The following is a 16,934-nucleotide window of genomic DNA, read 5'->3' on the forward strand; positions in this document are numbered from 1 at the left end:
ACACTACCCAGATGAACATCCAACGAAGACAAGGAGAAGCGATAGTAACCGCTACGTCGGCACGACCGCGTTGTAGGCATCGAGCGCCTCGCGGACCGTGCCGTCGGTGATCAGCTTGCCCTCGTCGAAGTAGAGCCCGCGGTTGCAGAACCGCGTGAGGTCGGTCTCGTTGTGTGAGACCAGCACCAGCGTGCGCCCCTCGGCCAGGAGCTTCTCGATGGTGGCGTAGCACTTCTTGCGGAACTCCGCGTCGCCGACCGCCATCACCTCGTCGACCAGCAGGATCGGGTGGGAGAGGCGGGCGATCACGGAGAAGCCGAGGCGCACCTTCATGCCCGACGAGTAGTGCCGGACCGGGGTGTCGATCGCCTTGCTCACCTGCTCGCCGGCGAAGTCGACGATCTCGTCGAAGTGCTGCCGCAGGAAGCTGTTGGACAGCCCGTGCAGCGAGCCGACCAGGTGCACGTTTTCCCGGCCGGTGAGGTCGTTGGAGAAGCCGGCGGAGAGCTCCAGCAGCGGCGCCACCCGGCCGTTGACGGTGATCTTGCCCTCGTCGGGGATCAGCACGCCGGCGATCAGGCGCAGCAGGGTGCTCTTGCCCGTACCGTTCTTGCCGATCACGCCGACCGCGTCGCCGGGGTTGATGGCGAAGTTGACGTCGCGCAAAGGCCAGAACTCACCGGGGTTGGGCTGCCGCCCGCCGCGGTGGATGAACATCTCGCGGATCCGCAGCTGCCGGCGGCGGTTGCGGACGAACTTCACGCCGAGCCCGTCGGCCGTGATGAGAGGGGAGGCCACTACAGCTCCTTGAGGACGGCCGGTTCGAGCCGGCGGAACACCCACCAGCCGCCGATCAGCAGGACGACGCTGGCACCGGCGGTGACCCCGAGCAGCTGGGCGTTCGGGAACATGTCCGGGTACCAGACCGCGTGGTAGAGCTCCATGATGCCGACCAGCGGGTTGAGCTCGTATGCCGTCTTGACCCAGCCCGGCATTCCCGACGAGCGCACCAGCGTGAGCGGGTAGATGATCGGCGTCGCGTAGAACAGCAGGCGCAGGCCGAGCCGCATCAGCTTCTCGACGTCGCGCAGCAGCACGTTGAGCGAGGAGAGCAGCAGCGCGAGCCCGGTCAGGAAGACGGTCTGCAGCAGCACCGCGAGCGGCAGCGCGAGCAGTTGCCAGTCGAAGTGCAGCTCACCGAAGAAGAGCGCCAGGATGATCAGGATCGGCACGCCGGCCAGGAACTCGGCGAACCGGCCGACCACCCGGCCGATCGGGAAGACCTCGCGCGCCACCTTCATCGTGGTGATGAGCCGGGCCTGGCCGGTGAGCGCGCTGGTCGCCTCGCCCATCGCCGCGTTGGCCCAGGACCAGGCGAAAATCCCGGTGATCAGATAAAGCGGGTACGAGTTGTCGGCGGAACCCAGATGCCGGTTGCTCTGCGTGCCGTAGAGAACACCGAAAACGAACCAGTAAATGCCGGCGACGCCGAGCGGCTCGATCAGTGACCAAAGGTAACCAAGAAAAGACTGCTGGTATTTCACTGCGAGGTCGCGACGGACCAGCAGCCGCAGGGCGTTGCGGTTGTCCCACAACGTCATCACGCTCGATGTCACAGCCGCCTCCACCTGCATATCTCGCTCATATTCAGCGGCCTGCCCCGATCACACCCGCCGGTCACCGACGCTGCCCTGGCGGCGCGCGCGTCGCGGCGGCTGAGAGCGCCGACACGGGCCGCTGACGCGCCATACGTTAGCAGGGGGTAAACGGGGCCGATAAGCGCAGCGGCCCCATCCGGCCGCATGATCAACATTCGATGACATTGACCGCGAGACCGCCCCGCGCGGTCTCCTTGTATTTGACCTTCATGTCGGCGCCGGTCTCCCGCATGGTCTTGATGACCTTGTCGAGGGACACGTGGTGCACCCCGTCGCCGCGCATCGCCAGCCGGGCCGCCGTGATGGCCTTGATGCTGGCCACGGCGTTGCGCTCGATGCACGGGATCTGCACCAGGCCGCCGACCGGGTCGCAGGTCAGGCCCAGGTTGTGCTCCATGCCGATCTCGGCGGCGTTCTCCACCTGCTCCGGGGTGCCGCCCAGCGCCTCGGCCAGGCCGGCGGCCGCCATCGAGCAGGCCGAGCCGACCTCGCCCTGGCAGCCGACCTCGGCGCCGGAGATCGAAGCGTTCTCCTTGAAGAGGACGCCGATCGCCGCGGCGGCGAGCAGGAAGCGGACCACCCCGTCGGGCGACGCCTCCGGGACGAACCGGGTGTAGTAGTGCAGCACGGCCGGGATGATGCCGGCGGCACCGTTGGTCGGCGCGGTCACCACCCGGCCGCCGGCCGCGTTCTCCTCGTTGACGGCCAGCGCGAACAGGGTCACCCAGTCCATCACCCGCAGCGGGTCGCCGGCCAGCTCCGAGCGCAGCTTGCGGTGCAGTTCGGCGGCCCGCCGGCGGACCTTGAGCCCGCCGGGCAGCGTGCCGTCGCGCTCGCAGCCGCGCTCGACGCACTCGCGCATGACCCGCCAGATGTCGAGCAGGCCGGCCCGGACCTCGTCCTCCGAGCGCCAGGACAGCTCGTTGGCCAGCATCACGCCGGAGATCGAACCGCCGGCCTCGGCGGCACGGGCGAGCAACTCGGCGCCGGTGCTGAACGGGTAGCGGACCGGCGTGCTGTCCGGCTTGATCCGGTCGGCGCCGGCCGCCTCCTCGTCGACAACGAACCCGCCGCCGACCGAGTAGTAGGTGCGCTCGCGCAGCGTCCCGCCGGCATCGTCGTACGCCGCGAAGGTCATGCCGTTGGGGTGGTAGGGCAGCGACCGCCGGCGGTGCAGCACCACGTCTTCGGCCGGGTCGAAGTCGATCTCGTGCCGGCCGAGCAGGGCCAGCCGGCGGGTTTCGGCGGTGAGCGTGACCAGCTTGGGGACGGCGTCGGTGTCGACCTCTTCGGGCGTCTCGCCGGACAGGCCGAGCACGACGGCGCGGTCGCTGCCGTGGCCGTGGCCGGTGGCGCCGAGCGAGCCGAACAGCTCGGCCCGCACCCTGGCCGTCCGTGCCAGCAGCCCGTCGTCGGCCAGGCCGGCGACGAACGTGCGGGCCGCCCGCATGGGCCCGACCGTGTGCGAACTCGACGGTCCGATACCGACCGTGAAGAGGTCGAATGCGCTGATCATCGGCGTTCTCCCTGCTTCCGGCCGCCGGGCGCGAGCATACGCGCGCAATCGGGGTAGTCCCTACGGGAATCGGGTACCCCGAATCCATCCCGGGACCGAGGGCGAACCGGGTGTCCGTTTCTACCGTTGATGGCAGACCACAGGCCCAACCGAAGGGAAATTCCAGATGAGCGCCAGACTGAGCCGCCCCCGCGACGACCGGTGGATCGCCGGGGTGTGCAGCGGGCTCGGCCGCCGATTCGGCCTGTCCAGCAACACGGTGCGCCTGATCTTCGTGCTGTCCTGCCTGCTGCCCGGGCCGCAGGTGTTGCTCTACGTGATCCTCTGGGTGCTGATCCCCAACGAGGGCCGCTACCCCGCCCACGCCTGACCGCCGCCGACGGGCCCCGCAGCGCTGCGGGGCCCCATGAGATCGGCGTCAGGGTGTCGTGTAGGTGATGGTGACCGTCTCGTATCCCAGCGACTTGAGCATGCCCTCGAGCATGGTCTTGGTGTTGGTGCGGGCCCGCTCCTGCAGCCCGCTGTCGACCGCCGCCGCCTTGATCTTGTCTTCGGCGAGCTGGTAGATCTCCTGCTGCTGGTTGGGGTCCCGCTTGATCAGGTCGCCCAGCCGGTTGGCCAGCCCGCGCTCCTCGGCGAAGACGTAGCTGTCTTCGGTGCTGAGGTTGACCTCGCCGAGCTGCGGCGCCGGCAACTTGACCTCCACCGACTTGCCGTCGGCGGACTCGACGATGGCACCCTCGCTGAGCTGGCCGAACTCGACGTAGGCCTCGACGCTGCCGACGCCGACGAACAGGGTGCGCTCGTTGAGCAGGAAATCGGGGATGTGGTCGCGACTGGTCTGCTTGTCGACGATGACCTGGAAGTTGCCCTCGGCGGCGACGTAGCGGCTGAGGTCCTGGATCGACTTGAGCAGCGGCGGCTGGCTCCGGTCGGTGGTCTCCTGGGCGAACGGGTTGCGCCAGTGCGGCAACAGGTCGGCCGCCTTGAGCGCGAACCCGCCGGCGACCAGCACCGCGACAATGGCGGCCAGCCAGATCAGGCCGCGCCATCGTGGCGGGCGGCTCTCCGGCTCGCTCCAGCCCGGCTCGTCGGCCGGCCGGCTGTCGGTCCTGGTGTTGGCCCCGTCGACCGGGGGGTATTCGCGGGTGGGCTCGATCTCCGTCATGTGTCCACCTCACTGTCCTTTAGGAACAGTTTCCCCGATGGACGCCACCCTCAAACGAAGGCCGACAGCCCCGTCAGCTTCTGCCCCACGACCAGCTGATGGACCTCGCTCGTGCCCTCGTAGGTCAGCACGCTCTCCAGGTTGTTGGCGTGCCGCATGACCGGGTATTCGGCGCTGATGCCGTTGGCACCGAGGATCGTGCGGCACTGCCGGGCGATCGCGATCGCTTCGCGTACGTTGTTGAGCTTGCCGACGCTGACCTGCTCGGGACGCAGCCGGCCGGCGTCGGCCAGGCCGCCCAGGTGCAGCGCCAGCAGATAGCCCTTCTGCAGTTCGAGGGCCATGTCGGCGAGCTTGGCCTGGGTGAGCTGGAAGCCGGCGATCGGGCGGCCGAACTGCTCGCGGCCGCACGCGTAGTCGATCGCGGTCTCCAGGCACTCGCGGGCCGCGCCCAGCGCGCCCCAGACGATGCCGAACCGCGCCTCGGTCAGGCACGACAGCGGTGCCTTGAGCCCCTCGGCGCCGGGCAGCCGGGCCGCCTCGGGCAGCCGCACGTCGTCGAGCACGATCTCGCCGGTCGACGACGCCCGCAGCGACATCTTGTGCTTGATCTCGTGGGCGGTCACGCCCGGCGTGTCCATCGGCACGGCGAAGCCGCGGACGCCCTCGTCGGTGCGGGCCCAGACGACCGCGACGTCGGCGACCGGCGCGTTGGTGATCCACATTTTGCCGCCGGTGAGCACCCAGTCGCCGCCGTCGCGGCGGGCCCGGGTGGCCATCCCGGCCGGGTCGGAGCCGTGGTCGGGCTCGGTCAGGCCGAAGCAGCCGATCGCCTCCCCGGCCGCCATCGGCGGGAGCCAGCGCTGCTTCTGCTCCTCGGAGCCGTAGCGGTGGATCGCGAACATCGCCAGCGAGCCCTGCACCGACACCAGCGAGCGGACGCCCGAGTCGCCGGCCTCCAGCTCGAGGCAGGCCAGGCCGTAGGCGGTCGCGGTGGCGCCCGCGCAGCCGTAGCCCGAAAGGTGCATGCCGAGCAGCCCGAGCTTGCCGAACTCGGCCGCCAGCTCGCGGACGGGCGCCCGGCCCTGCTCGTACCAGCCGGCGACGTGCGGGCGCACCAGGTCGTCGACCAGCTTGCGCACCACGGCGCGCATGTCGCGGTCTTCCGCGGAGAGGGTTCCGTCGAGATCGAGCAGTTCCAGCGGGGCGACGCGGTCCATGCCGCTCACTTTATTCGGTGGGCAGCACGAGCACCCGGGCGTGGATCTGGTTGCGCTGTTGCAGCGCGGCCCGCAGCGCCCGGTGCAGCCCGTCTTCCAGGTAGAGCCCGCCGTGCCACTGCACCACGTGTGGGAACAGGTCACCGTAGAACGTCGAGTCTTCGGCCAGCAGCTTGTCGAGGGCCAGCTCGCGCTTGGTGGTGATGAGCTGGTCGAGGCGCAGGGGCCGGGGCGGAATCTCGGACCACTGCTTGAGCGTGAAGCCATGCTCCGGGTAGGGGCGGCCATCACGCACCGACTTGAAGATCACGACGCCGCTCCTCCTCTCTCGGCTAGGTGGCGCTGTGCCAGCTGGCTCAGCCTAGCGAGCCCGGCAACGATAAGGTTTGTGACCTGATGTCAGTTTCGGGACCAGCGGCCCCGGTGCACCACCTGATCGACCGGGCGCCGGCCTCTTTTCAGTGACGGCGACCTCCGATCGGGTGCCCGGTAGCCCACGGTCAGCGCCCCGATCGGGGTGAACTCCGGCGGCACGCCGAACGCCTCCCGGAACCCGTCGAGGCACTCCGGCGGTATGCCGAAGAAGCAGGCGCCGAGCCCCTCGTCGACGGCCGTGAGCAGCATCAACAGCGACGCCATGCCGGTGTCGATGTCCCAGTAGGGCACCGGCCAGCGGGCCGGGTCGCGATCGGTCCAGCCCTTGTCGGGCTCGGCGTAGCGGTCGAGGTAGGCCGACCGGTTGGAGTGTGGCACCACGATCATCGGCGCCCGCCGCATGCCGTCGAGCCAGCCGCTGGGCGCCCAGCCCGGCGGCGTGGTCGAGGCCCAGAACGCGTCGCGGTCGGCCGGCTCGTCGAGGACCAGGAAGCCCCAACCCTGCGAGAAGCCCGCCGACGGCGCCCGGGTCGCGTGGCCGAGCAACCGGTCGACCACCTCCGCCGGCACCGGGCGGTCAGGGTCGTAGTTGCGGACCATCCGCCGTTTGCGGACGACCTCGCCGAACTCCATCCGTAGCCTCCCCGCTGGCTGGTCCGAGCGACGGTATAGGCCGGGTGAGCTATCCGTCCAGCGAGACGTCGACACCCCAGGACGCCGACCAGGTGTCGCCCGGCTCGATCACGATCACGTCGTGGCCGGAGCGGAACGCGTCGGGCGGGCAGGTCTGCGGCTCGATCGCCACGGCCCGGCGCTGCCGGTCGCCGTGCAGCGTGTCGGAGGTGAAGACGACCCACCACTTGAACTGCTCGCCGGCCCAGACCCGCAACGTCCGGCCGCCGCCGGCGATCCGCACCGACGAGGTGCCGTCGGGGTCACGGTCGAGGTCGCCGAACGCGTTGTCGAGCACCTGCCCCCCGATCCGCCGGGGCGCGGTGAAGTCGTGGTCGCCGCCGGTCACCTTGGCCGCGCCGATCGGCAGCAGGCGGGCGTCGAAGAGCACCCGGCTGCGCGCCGGCACGGTCAGCGCCAGGTCGTCGACGGTGGTGCCGGGCAGCCGGAAGTAGGGGTGGGCGGCCAGGCCGAACGGGGCCGCGGCGGCGCCGATGTTGGTCGCCTCGTGGTCGACCCGCAGCCCGTCGGGGCCCAGCGTGTAGCGGGTGCGCAGGCGCAGCTGCCACGGGTAGCCGACCTGGGCCGGCAGCTCCAACTCGATCAGCACCGAGTTGCCGGTTTGCTCGACCAGGCGCCAGCGCTGCCAGGCGACCAGGCCGTGGATCGCGTTGTGCTTGGCCGGCTCGGTCAGCGGGAGCTGGTAGGTCTCGCCGCCGAACGCGTAGCGGCCGTCGCGGATCCGGCTCGGCCACGGCGCCAGCACCTGACCCGAACTGCCCGGCGGCAACTCGTCCTCGGCGTAGCCGTCGAGGTAGTCGACCCCGCCGGCGCGGTAGGCCCGCAGCCCGCCGCCGACCTCCACCACGACGGCCTCCTGGCCGTCGGAGGCGATCGTCCACTGTGTTCCGGAAAGAGGCGGGGCGGTGCGGTTGGTCATGAGGCGGACGATATCGGTTCCGGCGCCTCGGCGGGCCGCGGGTCCGGCGCGGCGTCGGGGCTGCGATAGCGGGTCAGCGCCGGGAAGACCAGCGCCAGGCCGACCGCGAGGCCGGCCGCGACGAACCCGCCGCCGCTGAAGGCCAGGCCAGCGCCCCAGAGCGCGGCGGTCGCGCCGGCCCGCAGGTCACCCAGGCGGGGCCCGCCGGCGACCACGACGGTCATCGCGCCCTGCAGCCGGCCGCGCATCTGGTCGGGCGCGTAGACCAGCAGGATCGAGTGCCGGAAGACGGCGCTGACCAGGTCGGCGGCGCCGGCGAGAGCGAGCACCACGACCATCAGCCACAGCGAGTGCGCGAAACCGGCCAGGCCGACCAGGATGCCCCAGGCGACCACGGCACCGACCAGCGCGAGGCCCTGGCGGCGGATCCGGCCGATCCAGCCGGACGTGAGCCCGCCCAGCACCGAGCCGATCGCGATCGCGCTGAACAGCCAGCCGACCGCGGCGCCGCCGCCGAACCGCTCGTCGGAGATCTCCGGGAACAGCGCGCGGGGCATCGCGATGGTCATGGCGATGATGTCGATCGCGAACGAGAGCAGCAGCACCGGCGCGCCGGCCAGGTAGCGGAACCCCTCGACGACGCTGCGCAGGCCGGCCTTGGCGGCCTTCTCGGCCGGCGGGATCGGTGGCAGCCGCAGGGTCGACCACATGCCGACGGTGAAGAGCAGCGCGTCACACGCGTACGCGATGGGCAGTGCGGTGTGCAGGTCGAACGTCGCGAAGATCACACCCGCGGTGAGCGGGCCGAGCACCACGCCGGCCTCGCCGGTCGTGAACGACAGCGTGTTGGCCGCCGGCACCAGGTGCGGTGGCACCAGCCGCGGGATGATCGCGCTGCGGGTGGGGTTGGTCAGCGCGAACGCCGTCGACTGCACGGCGGTGAACACCAGCAGCAGCCACGGCTGGTCCCACTGGGCCAGCGACTGCACGAGGAAGCCGAGGGTGCCCAGCCAGAGCACCCAGGATCCGACGATCAGCAGCTTGCGCCGGTCGAGCGCGTCGGCCAGGGCGCCACCCCAGAGACCGAAGACCAGCAGGGGTACGAGTGCCGCCACGCCCAGCAGGCCGACCCAGAACGAGTCGCGGGTGAGGGAGAACATCTCGACCGGCACGGCCACGGCGGTGAACTGGTAGCCGTAGTTCTGGAAGGCGCTGCCGATCCACATCCGGCGGTAGCTGGCGATCGAAAGGGGTCGAAGGTCGATCGCCCAGCGGCTGCGGGTCTTGCTCACGGTGCGAGGCGTTCGATGATCCACTCTCCTTGTTCGCCCCGACGGTAACGCAGGCGGTCGTGCAACCGCCCGGTGCGCCCCTGCCAGAACTCGACCGTCTCGGGCACCACGCGCAGGCCGCCCCAGTGCGGCGGGGCCGGCACCGGCGACTCGGCCGGGAACCGGCGCTCGGTGGCGGCGTAGCGCTCGTCGAGCGCGGCCCGGTCGGGCAGCACCCGGGACTGCGGGCTGGCCCAGGCGGCGATCTGCGAGGCGCGCGGCCGGCCGGCGAAGTAGGTCTCCGTCTCGACCCGGTCCACCTCCTCGACCGTGCCGCGCACGCCGACCTGCCGCATCATCGCGAACCACGGGAACAGCAGCGCGGCGTGCGGGTTGGCCCGCAGTTCGGCGCCCTTGCGCGACTCGTAGTTGGTGTAGAAGACGAAGCCGCGCTCGTCGATCCCCTTGAGTAGCACGGTCCGTGAACTGGGCCAGCCGGCCGTATCGGCGGTGGACAGCACCATCGCGTTGGGCTCGGCGAGCCCGGCGTCGGTGGCCTCCGCGAACCAGCGGCCGAACTGCTCGGGCCAGGCGGGAGCCAGGTCGGCGACATCGAGCCCACGTTCGGACGCGTAGTCCCGGCGCATGGCGGCCAGGTCGGGTGTGTCTCCGGTCACGTCCTCATCCTCGTGCACGCGTTAACGGGTGGTATGCCTTGTTTGCCGGCACTTCGAGTTCCGCGCTGTGCTCGCGCAGCCGGAACCCCAGCAGGCAAGATGACACGAACACGAAACCTGAGCGGTAGCTAAGGCGTCGAAATGTTGCGGGACCCATAGGCGGGAGGGCGAAATGTCCGACTTCAAGCCGGGTTTGGAGGGCGTGGTCGCCTTCGAGACCACGATCGCCGAGCCCGACAAAGAGGGTGGCGCGCTGCGCTACCGCGGGGTCGACATCGAAGATCTCATCGGCCAGGTGAGTTTCGGCAACGTCTGGGCGCTGCTGGTCGACGGGCGTTTCGGGCCCGGGCTGCCGCCGGCCGAGCCGTTCCCGGTGCCGGTGCACTCCGGCGATATCCGGGTCGACGTGCAGTCGGCGGTCGCCATGCTGGCGCCCTACTGGGGCCTGTCCCAGTTGCTCGACATCACCGACCCGCAGGCCCGCGAAGACCTCGCCCGGGTCTCGGTGACCGCGCTCTCGTTCGTCGCCCAGTCGGCCCGCGGCCTCGGCCTGCCCGCCGTGCCGCAGAAAGAGATCGACAAGGCCGCCACGATCGTCGAGCGGTTCATGAAGCGCTGGCGGGGCGACCCCGACCCCCGCCACGTCAAGGCCGTCGACGCCTACTTCATCTCGGCCGCCGAGCACGGCATGAACGCTTCCACGTTCACCTGCCGGGTGGTCGCCTCCACCGGCGCCGACGCCGCGGCCTGCATCTCGTCGGGCATCGGCGCGCTCTCCGGCCCGCTGCACGGCGGCGCGCCGTCCCGGGTGCTCGGCATGATCGAGGCCGTCGAGCGCAGCGGCGACGCCGAGGGCTACGTCAAGGGCGTGCTCGACCGCGGCGAGCGGCTGATGGGCTTCGGCCACCGGGTCTACCGGGCCGAAGATCCGCGCGCCCGGGTGCTCCGGCGCACCGCCAAGGAACTCGGGGCGCCGCGCTTCGAGGTCGCCGAGGCGCTCGAGAAGGCCGCCCTCGAAGAGTTGCAGGCCCGCCGCCCCGACCGGGTGCTGGCCACCAACGTCGAATTCTGGTCGGCCGTGGTGCTCGACTTCGCCGAGGTGCCACCACACATGTTCACGTCGATGTTCAGCTGTGCCCGCACCGCCGGCTGGAGCGCGCACATCATGGAGCAGAAGGCGCTCCAGCGGCTGGTCCGCCCGTCGGCCGACTACGTCGGTCCGGCGCCGCGCAAGCCGGCCCAGGTCGAGGGCTGGGACCAGATCCCGCACGCCGAATAGGTGTGGGTGGGCTCACGCTCTTTGCGGTGAGACCGTCGGCCCGGGCCGTCGTTGGGGTGGAAGTATGAAAGTTCGGCAGCGCCGCCGGCTTTCCATCCCGTGCGCGACCTAAGGATCAATTCGTGGCAGACGTGACCGGCATCCGGATTCCCGACGAGATCAAGCCCGCTGACGGACGATTCGGCTGCGGGCCGTCCAAGGTCCGCCCGGAGGCGGTTTCCGCACTACAGCAGGTCGCGACCAGCTACCTGGGCACGTCACACCGGCAGAAGACCGTCCGCGACCAGGTCAAGCGGCTCCGCGAGGGGATCGCCCAGTTCTTCGCGCTGCCCGAGGGCTACGAGGTGATCCTCTCCAACGGTGGCACCACGGCCTTCTGGGAGGTCGCCACCTTCGGCCTGATCCAGGACAAGGCCCAGTTCGCCAGCTTCGGCGAGTTCGGCGCCAAGTTCGCCGCCTCGGCCAAGGCCGCCCCGTTCCTGTCCGACCCGACCGTGCGCAAGGCCGAGCCGGGCAGCGCGCCGGGCCTGGTCGCCGAGGCCGGCGTCGACGTCTACGGCACGCCGCACAACGAGACCTCGACCGGCGTCGCCGTGCCGATCCGCCGGGTTGCCGGCGCCGACCCGGGCGCGCTGCTGCTGGTCGATGCGACCTCCGGTGCCGGTGGGCTCGAGGTCGACCCGCGCGAGACCGACGTCTACTACTTCGCGCCGCAGAAGGCGTTCGGCTCCGACGGCGGCCTGTGGATCGCGCTCATGTCGCCGGCCGCGCTGGCCCGGGCCGCCGAGGTCAAGGCATCCGGCCGCTACATCCCGGCGTTCCTCGACCTGATGACCGCGGTGGAGAACTCGCGGCTCGAGCAGACCTACAACACGCCGGCGCTCGCGACCATCTTCCTGGCCGCCGAGCAGACCGACTGGATGAACGCGCAGGGCGGCCTGTCCTGGGCGGCCAAGCGCACCGAGGAGAGCGCCGGAGTGATCTACGGCTGGGCCGAGCGGTCCAGCGTGGCCACCCCGTTCGTGTCAGACCCGGGCCTGCGCTCCAACGTGGTCGCCACCATCGACTTCGTCGACGAGGTCGACGCGTCGGCGGTCGCCAAGGCGTTGCGCGCCAACGGCATCGTCGACACCGAGCCCTACCGCAAGCTGGGCCGCAACCAGCTGCGGGTGGCGCTGTTCCCGGCCATCGAGCCGTCCGACGTCGAGGCGCTGACCGCCTCTATCGACTACGTTCTCGAGCGCCTCTAACGTTTTGCCGCCCGACACCCCGGCGTGCCAACAGGTGCGCCGGGGTGCTAATGGGCTACCGTGTGGGTCCCGACTCTGGTCGGGATCGTTGGCCAGCTCTGCGGGACGGAGGCAACGCGATGCGGCCAGTACGCTTCGTCGCCCTCTCCGAGGACGGCCAGGCCATGGTGCTCGCCGACGAGGTGGGCCGGCTCCTGGCGCTGCCTCTCGACGACCGGCTCAACGGCGTCCTCCACGGTGACGCGGCCGCGGGTGCGGTCAGCGGCGCCGGCCATTTCGGTGACCAGCCCCCGTCGCTGTCACCGCGCGACATCCAGTCCCGCATCCGCAGCGGCGAGTCGGCCGACGACGTCGCCCGCATCGCCGGCGTTCCGGTCGACCGGGTGCTCCGCTACGCCGGCCCGGTGCTCCAGGAGCGCGCCATGCTGGCGCAGCACGCCCGCCGCACGCGGTTGAAGACCTCCGAGAAGGGCGCCCCGCTCGCCGAGGTGGTCGACGCCCGGCTGGCCCAGCACGGCATCGACGCCGAGAAGATCTCCTGGGACGCATACCGGCGCGACGACGGCACCTGGCGGATCGTCGCCACCTGGCCGTCGGGCAAGGCCACCGCGCAGGCGATGTGGGATCTCGACCGGGCCCGCCAGGTCGTCTCCCCACACGACGACATGGCCCAATACCTGTGCACCGAGCGCCCGCAGCCGCTGCTCGGCCAAGAGCCGGTGACACCCGAACGGGGCTTGTCCCGGTCCGAGCCCAGCCGCGGCGGCCACGGCCTGCCGTCGGCGCCGGCCGAGTCGCGCGCACCGCGCGACGCGATCCGCGCCGGCCGCGACGCGCTGCTGGCGTCGCTCGACCGCCCGCTCACGCCACCCGGCCGCGGCCTCGACAGCGGCGCGTCCGAGCCCCGGCGCGGCGGTGCCGCGGCGCTGCTCGGCTCCAGCGGTTCGGCCTTCGACGACGACGCCGACCTCCCCAAGGAGGTGCCGGCCGTGCCGTCGCTCGCCGTCCTGCGCCCGCGCCGCAACACCGGCAACGGCGGCGGCTCCGAGCAGAACGACCCGAGCGGCAAGCCGCGCAAGCGCCTGCCCAGTTGGGACGACGTGCTGTTCGGCAGCGCGCCGCAGCGGGAAAGCTCCTGACTTTCGGCTCACCCTGACCGGTGGCAGGGTGAGGGTCATGGAATACACGAACCTGGGCCGCACCGGCCTGTCGGTGAGCCGGCTCTGCCTCGGCACCATGAACTTCGGTCCGGAGACCAGCGAGGCCGACAGCTTCGCGATCATGGACCGCGCGCTCGAGCACGGCATCAACTTCTTCGACACCGCCAACGTCTACGGCTGGAAGCTTGGCGAAGGCGTCACCGAGCAGATCGTCGGCCGCTGGCTGGCCCAGGGCGGCGGCCGCCGCGAGAAGGTCGTGCTGGCCACCAAGGTGTTCGGCCGGATGGGCGACTGGCCCAACGAGCGCGGCCTGTCGGCCCGGCACATCATCCGGGCCTGCGAAGACTCGCTGCGCCGGCTGCAGACCGAGACGATCGACCTCTACCAGATGCACCACGTCTCCCGGGAAACGCCGTGGGAGGAGATCTGGCAGGCGATGGAGACGCTGGTCGCGCAGGGCAAGGTGGTCTACGTCGGATCGTCGAACTTCGCCGGTTGGCACCTGGCCCGGGCCCAGGAGTCGGCGGCCCGCCGGCACTTCCTCGGCCTGGTGTCGGAGCAGTCGATCTACAACCTGCTGACCCGCCACATCGAGTTGGAGGTCGTACCGGCCGCCCTCGAATACGGGATCGGCATCATCCCCTGGTCGCCACTGCACGGCGGGCTGCTCAGCGGCGTCCTGCGCAAGATGGCCTCGGGCCAGGGGTCCCGCGGCACCAAGGGCCGCTCGGCCGACGGCCTGGCGGCTCACCGCGAGACCATCGAGGCCTACGAGAAGCTCAGCGCCGACCTGGGCCACGAGCCGACCAACGTGGCGCTGGCCTGGCTGCTCTCCCGCCCGGGCGTGACCGCCCCGATCATCGGCCCACGCACGATGGACCAACTCGACTCGGCCCTCGGCGCGCTGGAGGTCGAGTTCGACAAGGCCACCCTCGGCCGCCTCGACGAACTCTTCCCACCGGTCGGCCAGGGCGGGCCGGGCCCGGAGGCCTGGGCCTGGTAAGGCGGCGTTGGCGGAAAGGCCGCGGTCCGGTGCATTCCAGACCGCGGCCACGCCGCAAGCGCAGGCGGTCCACACGGGCCGCCCACGATGGTGCGCGGCCACGCCTGACCAGTCAACCAACACGACCCGGACCCACGACGGACCGCCGCAGGTGGCCGGCCGACACCACGGCCCGGTCCTACGACGGACCGCCGCCAGGCCAGGCGGCCAGCCGACCAACACGACCCGGACCCACGACGGATCGCGGCCATGCCGCGAGCGAGCGGGGCTAGCGGACCGTCGCGACGTGGCAGGTGCCGGATTCGGTGGGCACGTCGAGCAGGGTGCTCTCCTCGAGAGTGACCGTGTCGCCGGGTGCGACCTCGCGGGCCGTTGCCGACGCCGTGTCGATTCGGGTCCCGGCCGCGTCGCGGAACTCGATCGCTACCTGAGCCGATCGCGCGGTGGTGCCGCTGTTGTGCACGGTCAGGCCGACCTTGGCGGTCCTGCCGGCGAAGTCGCATGAGGTCACCTCGACGAGCATCTTCGCCGTGCGGGCGCGGCTCTCCCGGGCGCCGGACCAGACGCTGACCGCCAGCAGCGCGAGGATGACGGCGAGGGTCGCCGCGCCGGGCCAGGTGGTCCAGAAGTTCTGCTTCGCCGGGCGGGGCGAAGGGGGCATAACGGACGTCACTACCGCAAACTACCCGCCAGGAGCCAGTTCGTCAGGCGTTCGTACGTTGGGTTCGGTCCCAGCTGGCTGCGCATCAGCACCAACTCGCGCACCGGCCACCGTGGACCTTCGTAGTCGTTGAGCGCGGCCCGGTCGGCGTCGACCTCGGCCCGCGGCAGTCGGTCGCCCGGCCGCGCCAGGGTCAGGTGTGGTTTCCATGGGCGCTCGTCGTAGGGCAGCCGGGCCCGCTTCAACTCGCGGCGGAGGCCCTTGTGCAGCGCGCGCATCGGGTCGAGGTCGCCGGTGACGCCGACCCACATCAGCGTGAACGCGCCGCGGCCGAAGCGCCCGCCACCGGCCAGGGCCACCTCGGGCACCGGCGGCGGGACCCGGTCGACGGCCCGGCCGACCGCCACCTCGACGTCGGCGAGCCGCTCGTCGGCGACCTCGCCCAGGAAGGCCAGGGTCAGGTGATAGGTCTCGGGCCGGGCGAGGCGGGTGTTGACGCCCGCGGCCGCCGCCCGGCCGACCCGCAGCCCGGAGACGAAGGCCGCCAGATCGGCCACCGCGCCCGCCGGCGGGTAGGCGGCGACGAACAACCTCACCGCTGCTCGCGGCGCTCGGCCCCGGCCGTCGGCAGCGTCATGCCGCGGGCCTGCAACTCGCCCTCGACCCGGACCCGCTCGATCTCCAGGTCGACACCGACCAACTCGCTCAGGTGTTGCGTCACGCCCAGGCAGGCACTCGCCAACCGGAGTTGCTCGTCGTAGGCGCGCAGCACCGCCGTCTGCCAGACCTGCGACCGCTGCGCCACGCCGAGCCGCTGCTGGCCCAGCCGGTGCAGGTCGGCGGCGATCTGCTCAATGGTTGGACGTTCGTGGTCGTCGGGTGCGACCAACGCGACCTCGACGGTCGGCCCGATCGAACGGTCGAGCCGGCTGATCGCCCGGCGCTCGCGCCGGCTCAGCCTGGCCTGATGCATGGCCCGGGCCGCGCGCTCGATCAGCTCGTCGGCACAGACGATCGCGGCGACGATGGCAGGCAGACAGAGCAGCGTCAGAATCGCCACCGCCAGCACGAGTGTGTGCGGGATCGCCACTCTTCGACGCTATGCGGCTCCGGCAGCGACCGCCACCGATTTGGGTTTCATTTGGTGCACCGACCGGCCATTTCGGGTGCGTACGCCATTCGTTTTGATCACTGCGTGGCGGCCTCCAGGAGCGCGCGCAGCCGGGCCACCGCGGTCGTGTCACCCTCCACACGGACCGCGCTGTCACCCACCCGCCGCCAGAGCCACAACAGCACGTCATGGGGACCGCCGGAGACCTGCGCCACCGCCTGCCCGGCGGTGTCGGGTGCGATCTCGACACTGCCGTGGTCGAGCCGGACCAGCCAGCGGGCGCCGCCGGCACTGACCAGGACCGCCCGGTTGCCGTTGGCGCGCAACAGGTCGCCGAAGTCTTCGGGCCACTGCCGGGTGGCGTAGGACAGGAAGACCTCGAGCACCTCGGCGATGCCGTCGTCGGCCAACTCGGCCGCGATAGGCGAGATCGGGAAGCCGGCGGCCAACTCGGCGTCGACCCGGTGGATCACCGTCTCCTGTGCCATCCGGCGAACCCAGAAGCCGACCGTCTGGTCGGGCTCATACCAGGTCGGGCAGGGCTGGTCGTCGGGTCGGTCGGCGAACTCGGCGACCAACTCCACATAAGCCCGGTCGAGCAGGGCCAGCGTCTTCTCGCCGGTCGGCTCCGGCGGCCACGGCTTGGGCAGGGCACCGCGCCGCATCGTCTCGACCTTGTGCAGGTAGACCTGGGCGACGTGGCCGGCCAGGTCGTCGACCGTCCAGCCCGGACAGGACGGCACCGGTGCCGACAGGTCGACGGCCGCCGCACGCAGGTCGCGGAAGTCGGCGTCGAGACATCGGAGGAATACGTCGCGCGTCATGTCGGACAGCAAATCAGATCGGTACGACGTGGGCGCACCCGCAGCGCCGCCACGGGTCAGACCCGTTCGGCAACCGACCCGGCCGGCACCGCGGCCGGCACGGCACCCACGGCCAGCACGGCCCGCGGCACGGCGCCCGCGGCCGGCAC

General features: G+C 71.2%; 19 protein-coding genes. 5 read left to right on the plus strand and 14 right to left on the minus strand.

All coding sequences use genetic code 11. From position 1 onward, the window contains the following. Positions 1-51: 51 nt before the first annotated feature. The 3 genes from AB0J74_RS19465 to AB0J74_RS19475 all read right to left on the minus strand — a co-directional run bounded on the left by AB0J74_RS19465 (position 52) and on the right by AB0J74_RS19475 (position 3,174). Positions 52-798, minus strand: coding sequence for an ABC transporter ATP-binding protein (locus AB0J74_RS19465; RefSeq protein ID WP_363449717.1), 747 nt, complete (start codon positions 796-798; stop codon positions 52-54). After that, positions 798-1,616, minus strand: a complete 819-nt coding sequence (locus tag AB0J74_RS19470) for an ABC transporter permease (RefSeq protein WP_363449720.1) — start codon at positions 1,614-1,616, stop codon at positions 798-800. The genes AB0J74_RS19465 and AB0J74_RS19470 overlap by 1 nt, the downstream gene beginning before the upstream one ends. 190 nt (positions 1,617-1,806) lie before the next feature. Beyond that, positions 1,807-3,174 carry an L-serine ammonia-lyase gene (locus AB0J74_RS19475; RefSeq protein ID WP_363449722.1) on the minus strand — a complete coding sequence of 456 codons (1,368 nt, stop codon included), beginning with the start codon at positions 3,172-3,174 and terminating at the stop codon, positions 1,807-1,809. 166 nt (positions 3,175-3,340) lie between these two features. Here AB0J74_RS19475 and AB0J74_RS19480 point away from each other — a divergent pair, with 166 nt between their 5' ends. Next, positions 3,341-3,544 (plus strand): PspC domain-containing protein, encoded by a 204-nt coding sequence (locus AB0J74_RS19480; protein ID WP_363449724.1) that lies wholly within the window; start codon positions 3,341-3,343, stop codon positions 3,542-3,544. Between the two features lie 48 nt (positions 3,545-3,592). Here AB0J74_RS19480 and AB0J74_RS19485 read toward each other — a convergent pair whose 3' ends face one another. The 7 genes from AB0J74_RS19485 to pdxH all read right to left on the minus strand — a co-directional run bounded on the left by AB0J74_RS19485 (position 3,593) and on the right by pdxH (position 9,467). Beyond that, a complete protein-coding gene (locus AB0J74_RS19485) occupies positions 3,593-4,342 on the minus strand; it encodes a DUF4230 domain-containing protein (RefSeq protein ID WP_363449726.1) in 750 nt (249 codons plus the stop codon). Positions 4,343-4,392: 50 nt separating this feature from the next. After that, a complete protein-coding gene (locus tag AB0J74_RS19490) occupies positions 4,393-5,562 on the minus strand; it encodes an acyl-CoA dehydrogenase family protein (protein WP_363449728.1) in 1,170 nt (389 codons plus the stop codon). A gap of 10 nt (positions 5,563-5,572) precedes the next feature. Next, positions 5,573-5,872: a type II toxin-antitoxin system VapB family antitoxin gene (locus AB0J74_RS19495; RefSeq protein ID WP_116067302.1), complete on the minus strand. Its 300-nt coding sequence runs from the start codon at positions 5,870-5,872 to the stop codon at positions 5,573-5,575. 89 nt (positions 5,873-5,961) lie between these two features. Further along, positions 5,962-6,570 carry a nitroreductase family protein gene (locus tag AB0J74_RS19500; protein ID WP_363449732.1) on the minus strand — a complete coding sequence of 203 codons (609 nt, stop codon included), beginning with the start codon at positions 6,568-6,570 and terminating at the stop codon, positions 5,962-5,964. A 49-nt stretch (positions 6,571-6,619) separates the two neighbouring features. After that, positions 6,620-7,549 (minus strand): aldose 1-epimerase family protein, encoded by a 930-nt coding sequence (locus AB0J74_RS19505; protein WP_363449734.1) that lies wholly within the window; start codon positions 7,547-7,549, stop codon positions 6,620-6,622. Beyond that, positions 7,546-8,841, minus strand: coding sequence for an MFS transporter (locus tag AB0J74_RS19510; RefSeq protein WP_363449736.1), 1,296 nt, complete (start codon positions 8,839-8,841; stop codon positions 7,546-7,548). Before AB0J74_RS19510 ends, AB0J74_RS19505 begins: the two co-directional genes overlap by 4 nt. After that, on the minus strand, positions 8,838-9,467 hold the full coding sequence (gene pdxH / locus AB0J74_RS19515) for a pyridoxamine 5'-phosphate oxidase (RefSeq protein WP_363450212.1): 630 nt from the start codon (positions 9,465-9,467) through the stop codon (positions 8,838-8,840). Before pdxH ends, AB0J74_RS19510 begins: the two co-directional genes overlap by 4 nt. A 202-nt stretch (positions 9,468-9,669) precedes the next feature. On the opposite strand from pdxH, the gene AB0J74_RS19520 reads away from it, so the two are divergent. The 4 genes from AB0J74_RS19520 (at position 9,670) to AB0J74_RS19535 (ending at position 14,189) form a co-directional block, all read left to right on the plus strand. Further along, entirely contained in the window at positions 9,670-10,776 is a 1,107-nt protein-coding gene (locus AB0J74_RS19520) for a citrate synthase 2 (RefSeq protein ID WP_363449739.1), read from the plus strand. A gap of 122 nt (positions 10,777-10,898) precedes the next feature. Next, on the plus strand, positions 10,899-12,026 hold the full coding sequence (serC, locus tag AB0J74_RS19525) for a phosphoserine transaminase (RefSeq protein WP_363449741.1): 1,128 nt from the start codon (positions 10,899-10,901) through the stop codon (positions 12,024-12,026). 119 nt (positions 12,027-12,145) lie between these two features. Further along, positions 12,146-13,165 carry a septation protein SepH gene (sepH, locus tag AB0J74_RS19530; protein ID WP_363449743.1) on the plus strand — a complete coding sequence of 340 codons (1,020 nt, stop codon included), beginning with the start codon at positions 12,146-12,148 and terminating at the stop codon, positions 13,163-13,165. 37 nt (positions 13,166-13,202) lie between these two features. Beyond that, positions 13,203-14,189 (plus strand): aldo/keto reductase, encoded by a 987-nt coding sequence (locus AB0J74_RS19535; protein ID WP_363449745.1) that lies wholly within the window; start codon positions 13,203-13,205, stop codon positions 14,187-14,189. A gap of 268 nt (positions 14,190-14,457) precedes the next feature. Here the strand turns inward: AB0J74_RS19535 and AB0J74_RS19540 are convergent, their stop codons facing one another. The 4 genes from AB0J74_RS19540 to AB0J74_RS19555 form a co-directional block, all read right to left on the minus strand. Next, positions 14,458-14,850, minus strand: a complete 393-nt coding sequence (locus tag AB0J74_RS19540) for an FxLYD domain-containing protein (RefSeq protein WP_363449747.1) — start codon at positions 14,848-14,850, stop codon at positions 14,458-14,460. A gap of 11 nt (positions 14,851-14,861) precedes the next feature. Next, on the minus strand, positions 14,862-15,446 hold the full coding sequence (gene thpR / locus AB0J74_RS19545; protein ID WP_363449749.1) for an RNA 2',3'-cyclic phosphodiesterase: 585 nt from the start codon (positions 15,444-15,446) through the stop codon (positions 14,862-14,864). After that, positions 15,443-15,934: a hypothetical protein gene (locus tag AB0J74_RS19550; protein WP_363450215.1), complete on the minus strand. Its 492-nt coding sequence runs from the start codon at positions 15,932-15,934 to the stop codon at positions 15,443-15,445. Before AB0J74_RS19550 ends, thpR begins: the two co-directional genes overlap by 4 nt. A gap of 104 nt (positions 15,935-16,038) precedes the next feature. After that, entirely contained in the window at positions 16,039-16,785 is a 747-nt protein-coding gene (locus AB0J74_RS19555; RefSeq protein WP_363449751.1) for a maleylpyruvate isomerase family mycothiol-dependent enzyme, read from the minus strand. Positions 16,786-16,934 lie beyond the last annotated feature (149 nt).

This window comes from Asanoa sp. NPDC049573, from assembly GCF_040676615.1.
Lineage (GTDB): Bacteria > Actinomycetota > Actinomycetes > Mycobacteriales > Micromonosporaceae > Asanoa.

Coding starts and splice junctions, on each gene's coding strand:
- AB0J74_RS19475 (WP_363449722.1), bottom strand. CDS start 3,174: ATGATCAGCGCATTCGACCTCTTCACGGTCGGTATCGGACCGTCGAGT.
- AB0J74_RS19520 (WP_363449739.1), top strand. CDS start 9,670: ATGTCCGACTTCAAGCCGGGTTTGGAGGGCGTGGTCGCCTTCGAGACC.
- AB0J74_RS19500 (WP_363449732.1), bottom strand. CDS start 6,570: ATGGAGTTCGGCGAGGTCGTCCGCAAACGGCGGATGGTCCGCAACTAC.
- AB0J74_RS19490 (WP_363449728.1), bottom strand. CDS start 5,562: ATGGACCGCGTCGCCCCGCTGGAACTGCTCGATCTCGACGGAACCCTC.
- sepH (WP_363449743.1), top strand. CDS start 12,146: ATGCGGCCAGTACGCTTCGTCGCCCTCTCCGAGGACGGCCAGGCCATG.
- AB0J74_RS19485 (WP_363449726.1), bottom strand. CDS start 4,342: ATGACGGAGATCGAGCCCACCCGCGAATACCCCCCGGTCGACGGGGCC.
- AB0J74_RS19540 (WP_363449747.1), bottom strand. CDS start 14,850: ATGCCCCCTTCGCCCCGCCCGGCGAAGCAGAACTTCTGGACCACCTGG.
- AB0J74_RS19480 (WP_363449724.1), top strand. CDS start 3,341: ATGAGCGCCAGACTGAGCCGCCCCCGCGACGACCGGTGGATCGCCGGG.
- AB0J74_RS19535 (WP_363449745.1), top strand. CDS start 13,203: ATGGAATACACGAACCTGGGCCGCACCGGCCTGTCGGTGAGCCGGCTC.
- AB0J74_RS19505 (WP_363449734.1), bottom strand. CDS start 7,549: ATGACCAACCGCACCGCCCCGCCTCTTTCCGGAACACAGTGGACGATC.
- pdxH (WP_363450212.1), bottom strand. CDS start 9,467: ATGCGCCGGGACTACGCGTCCGAACGTGGGCTCGATGTCGCCGACCTG.
- AB0J74_RS19555 (WP_363449751.1), bottom strand. CDS start 16,785: ATGACGCGCGACGTATTCCTCCGATGTCTCGACGCCGACTTCCGCGAC.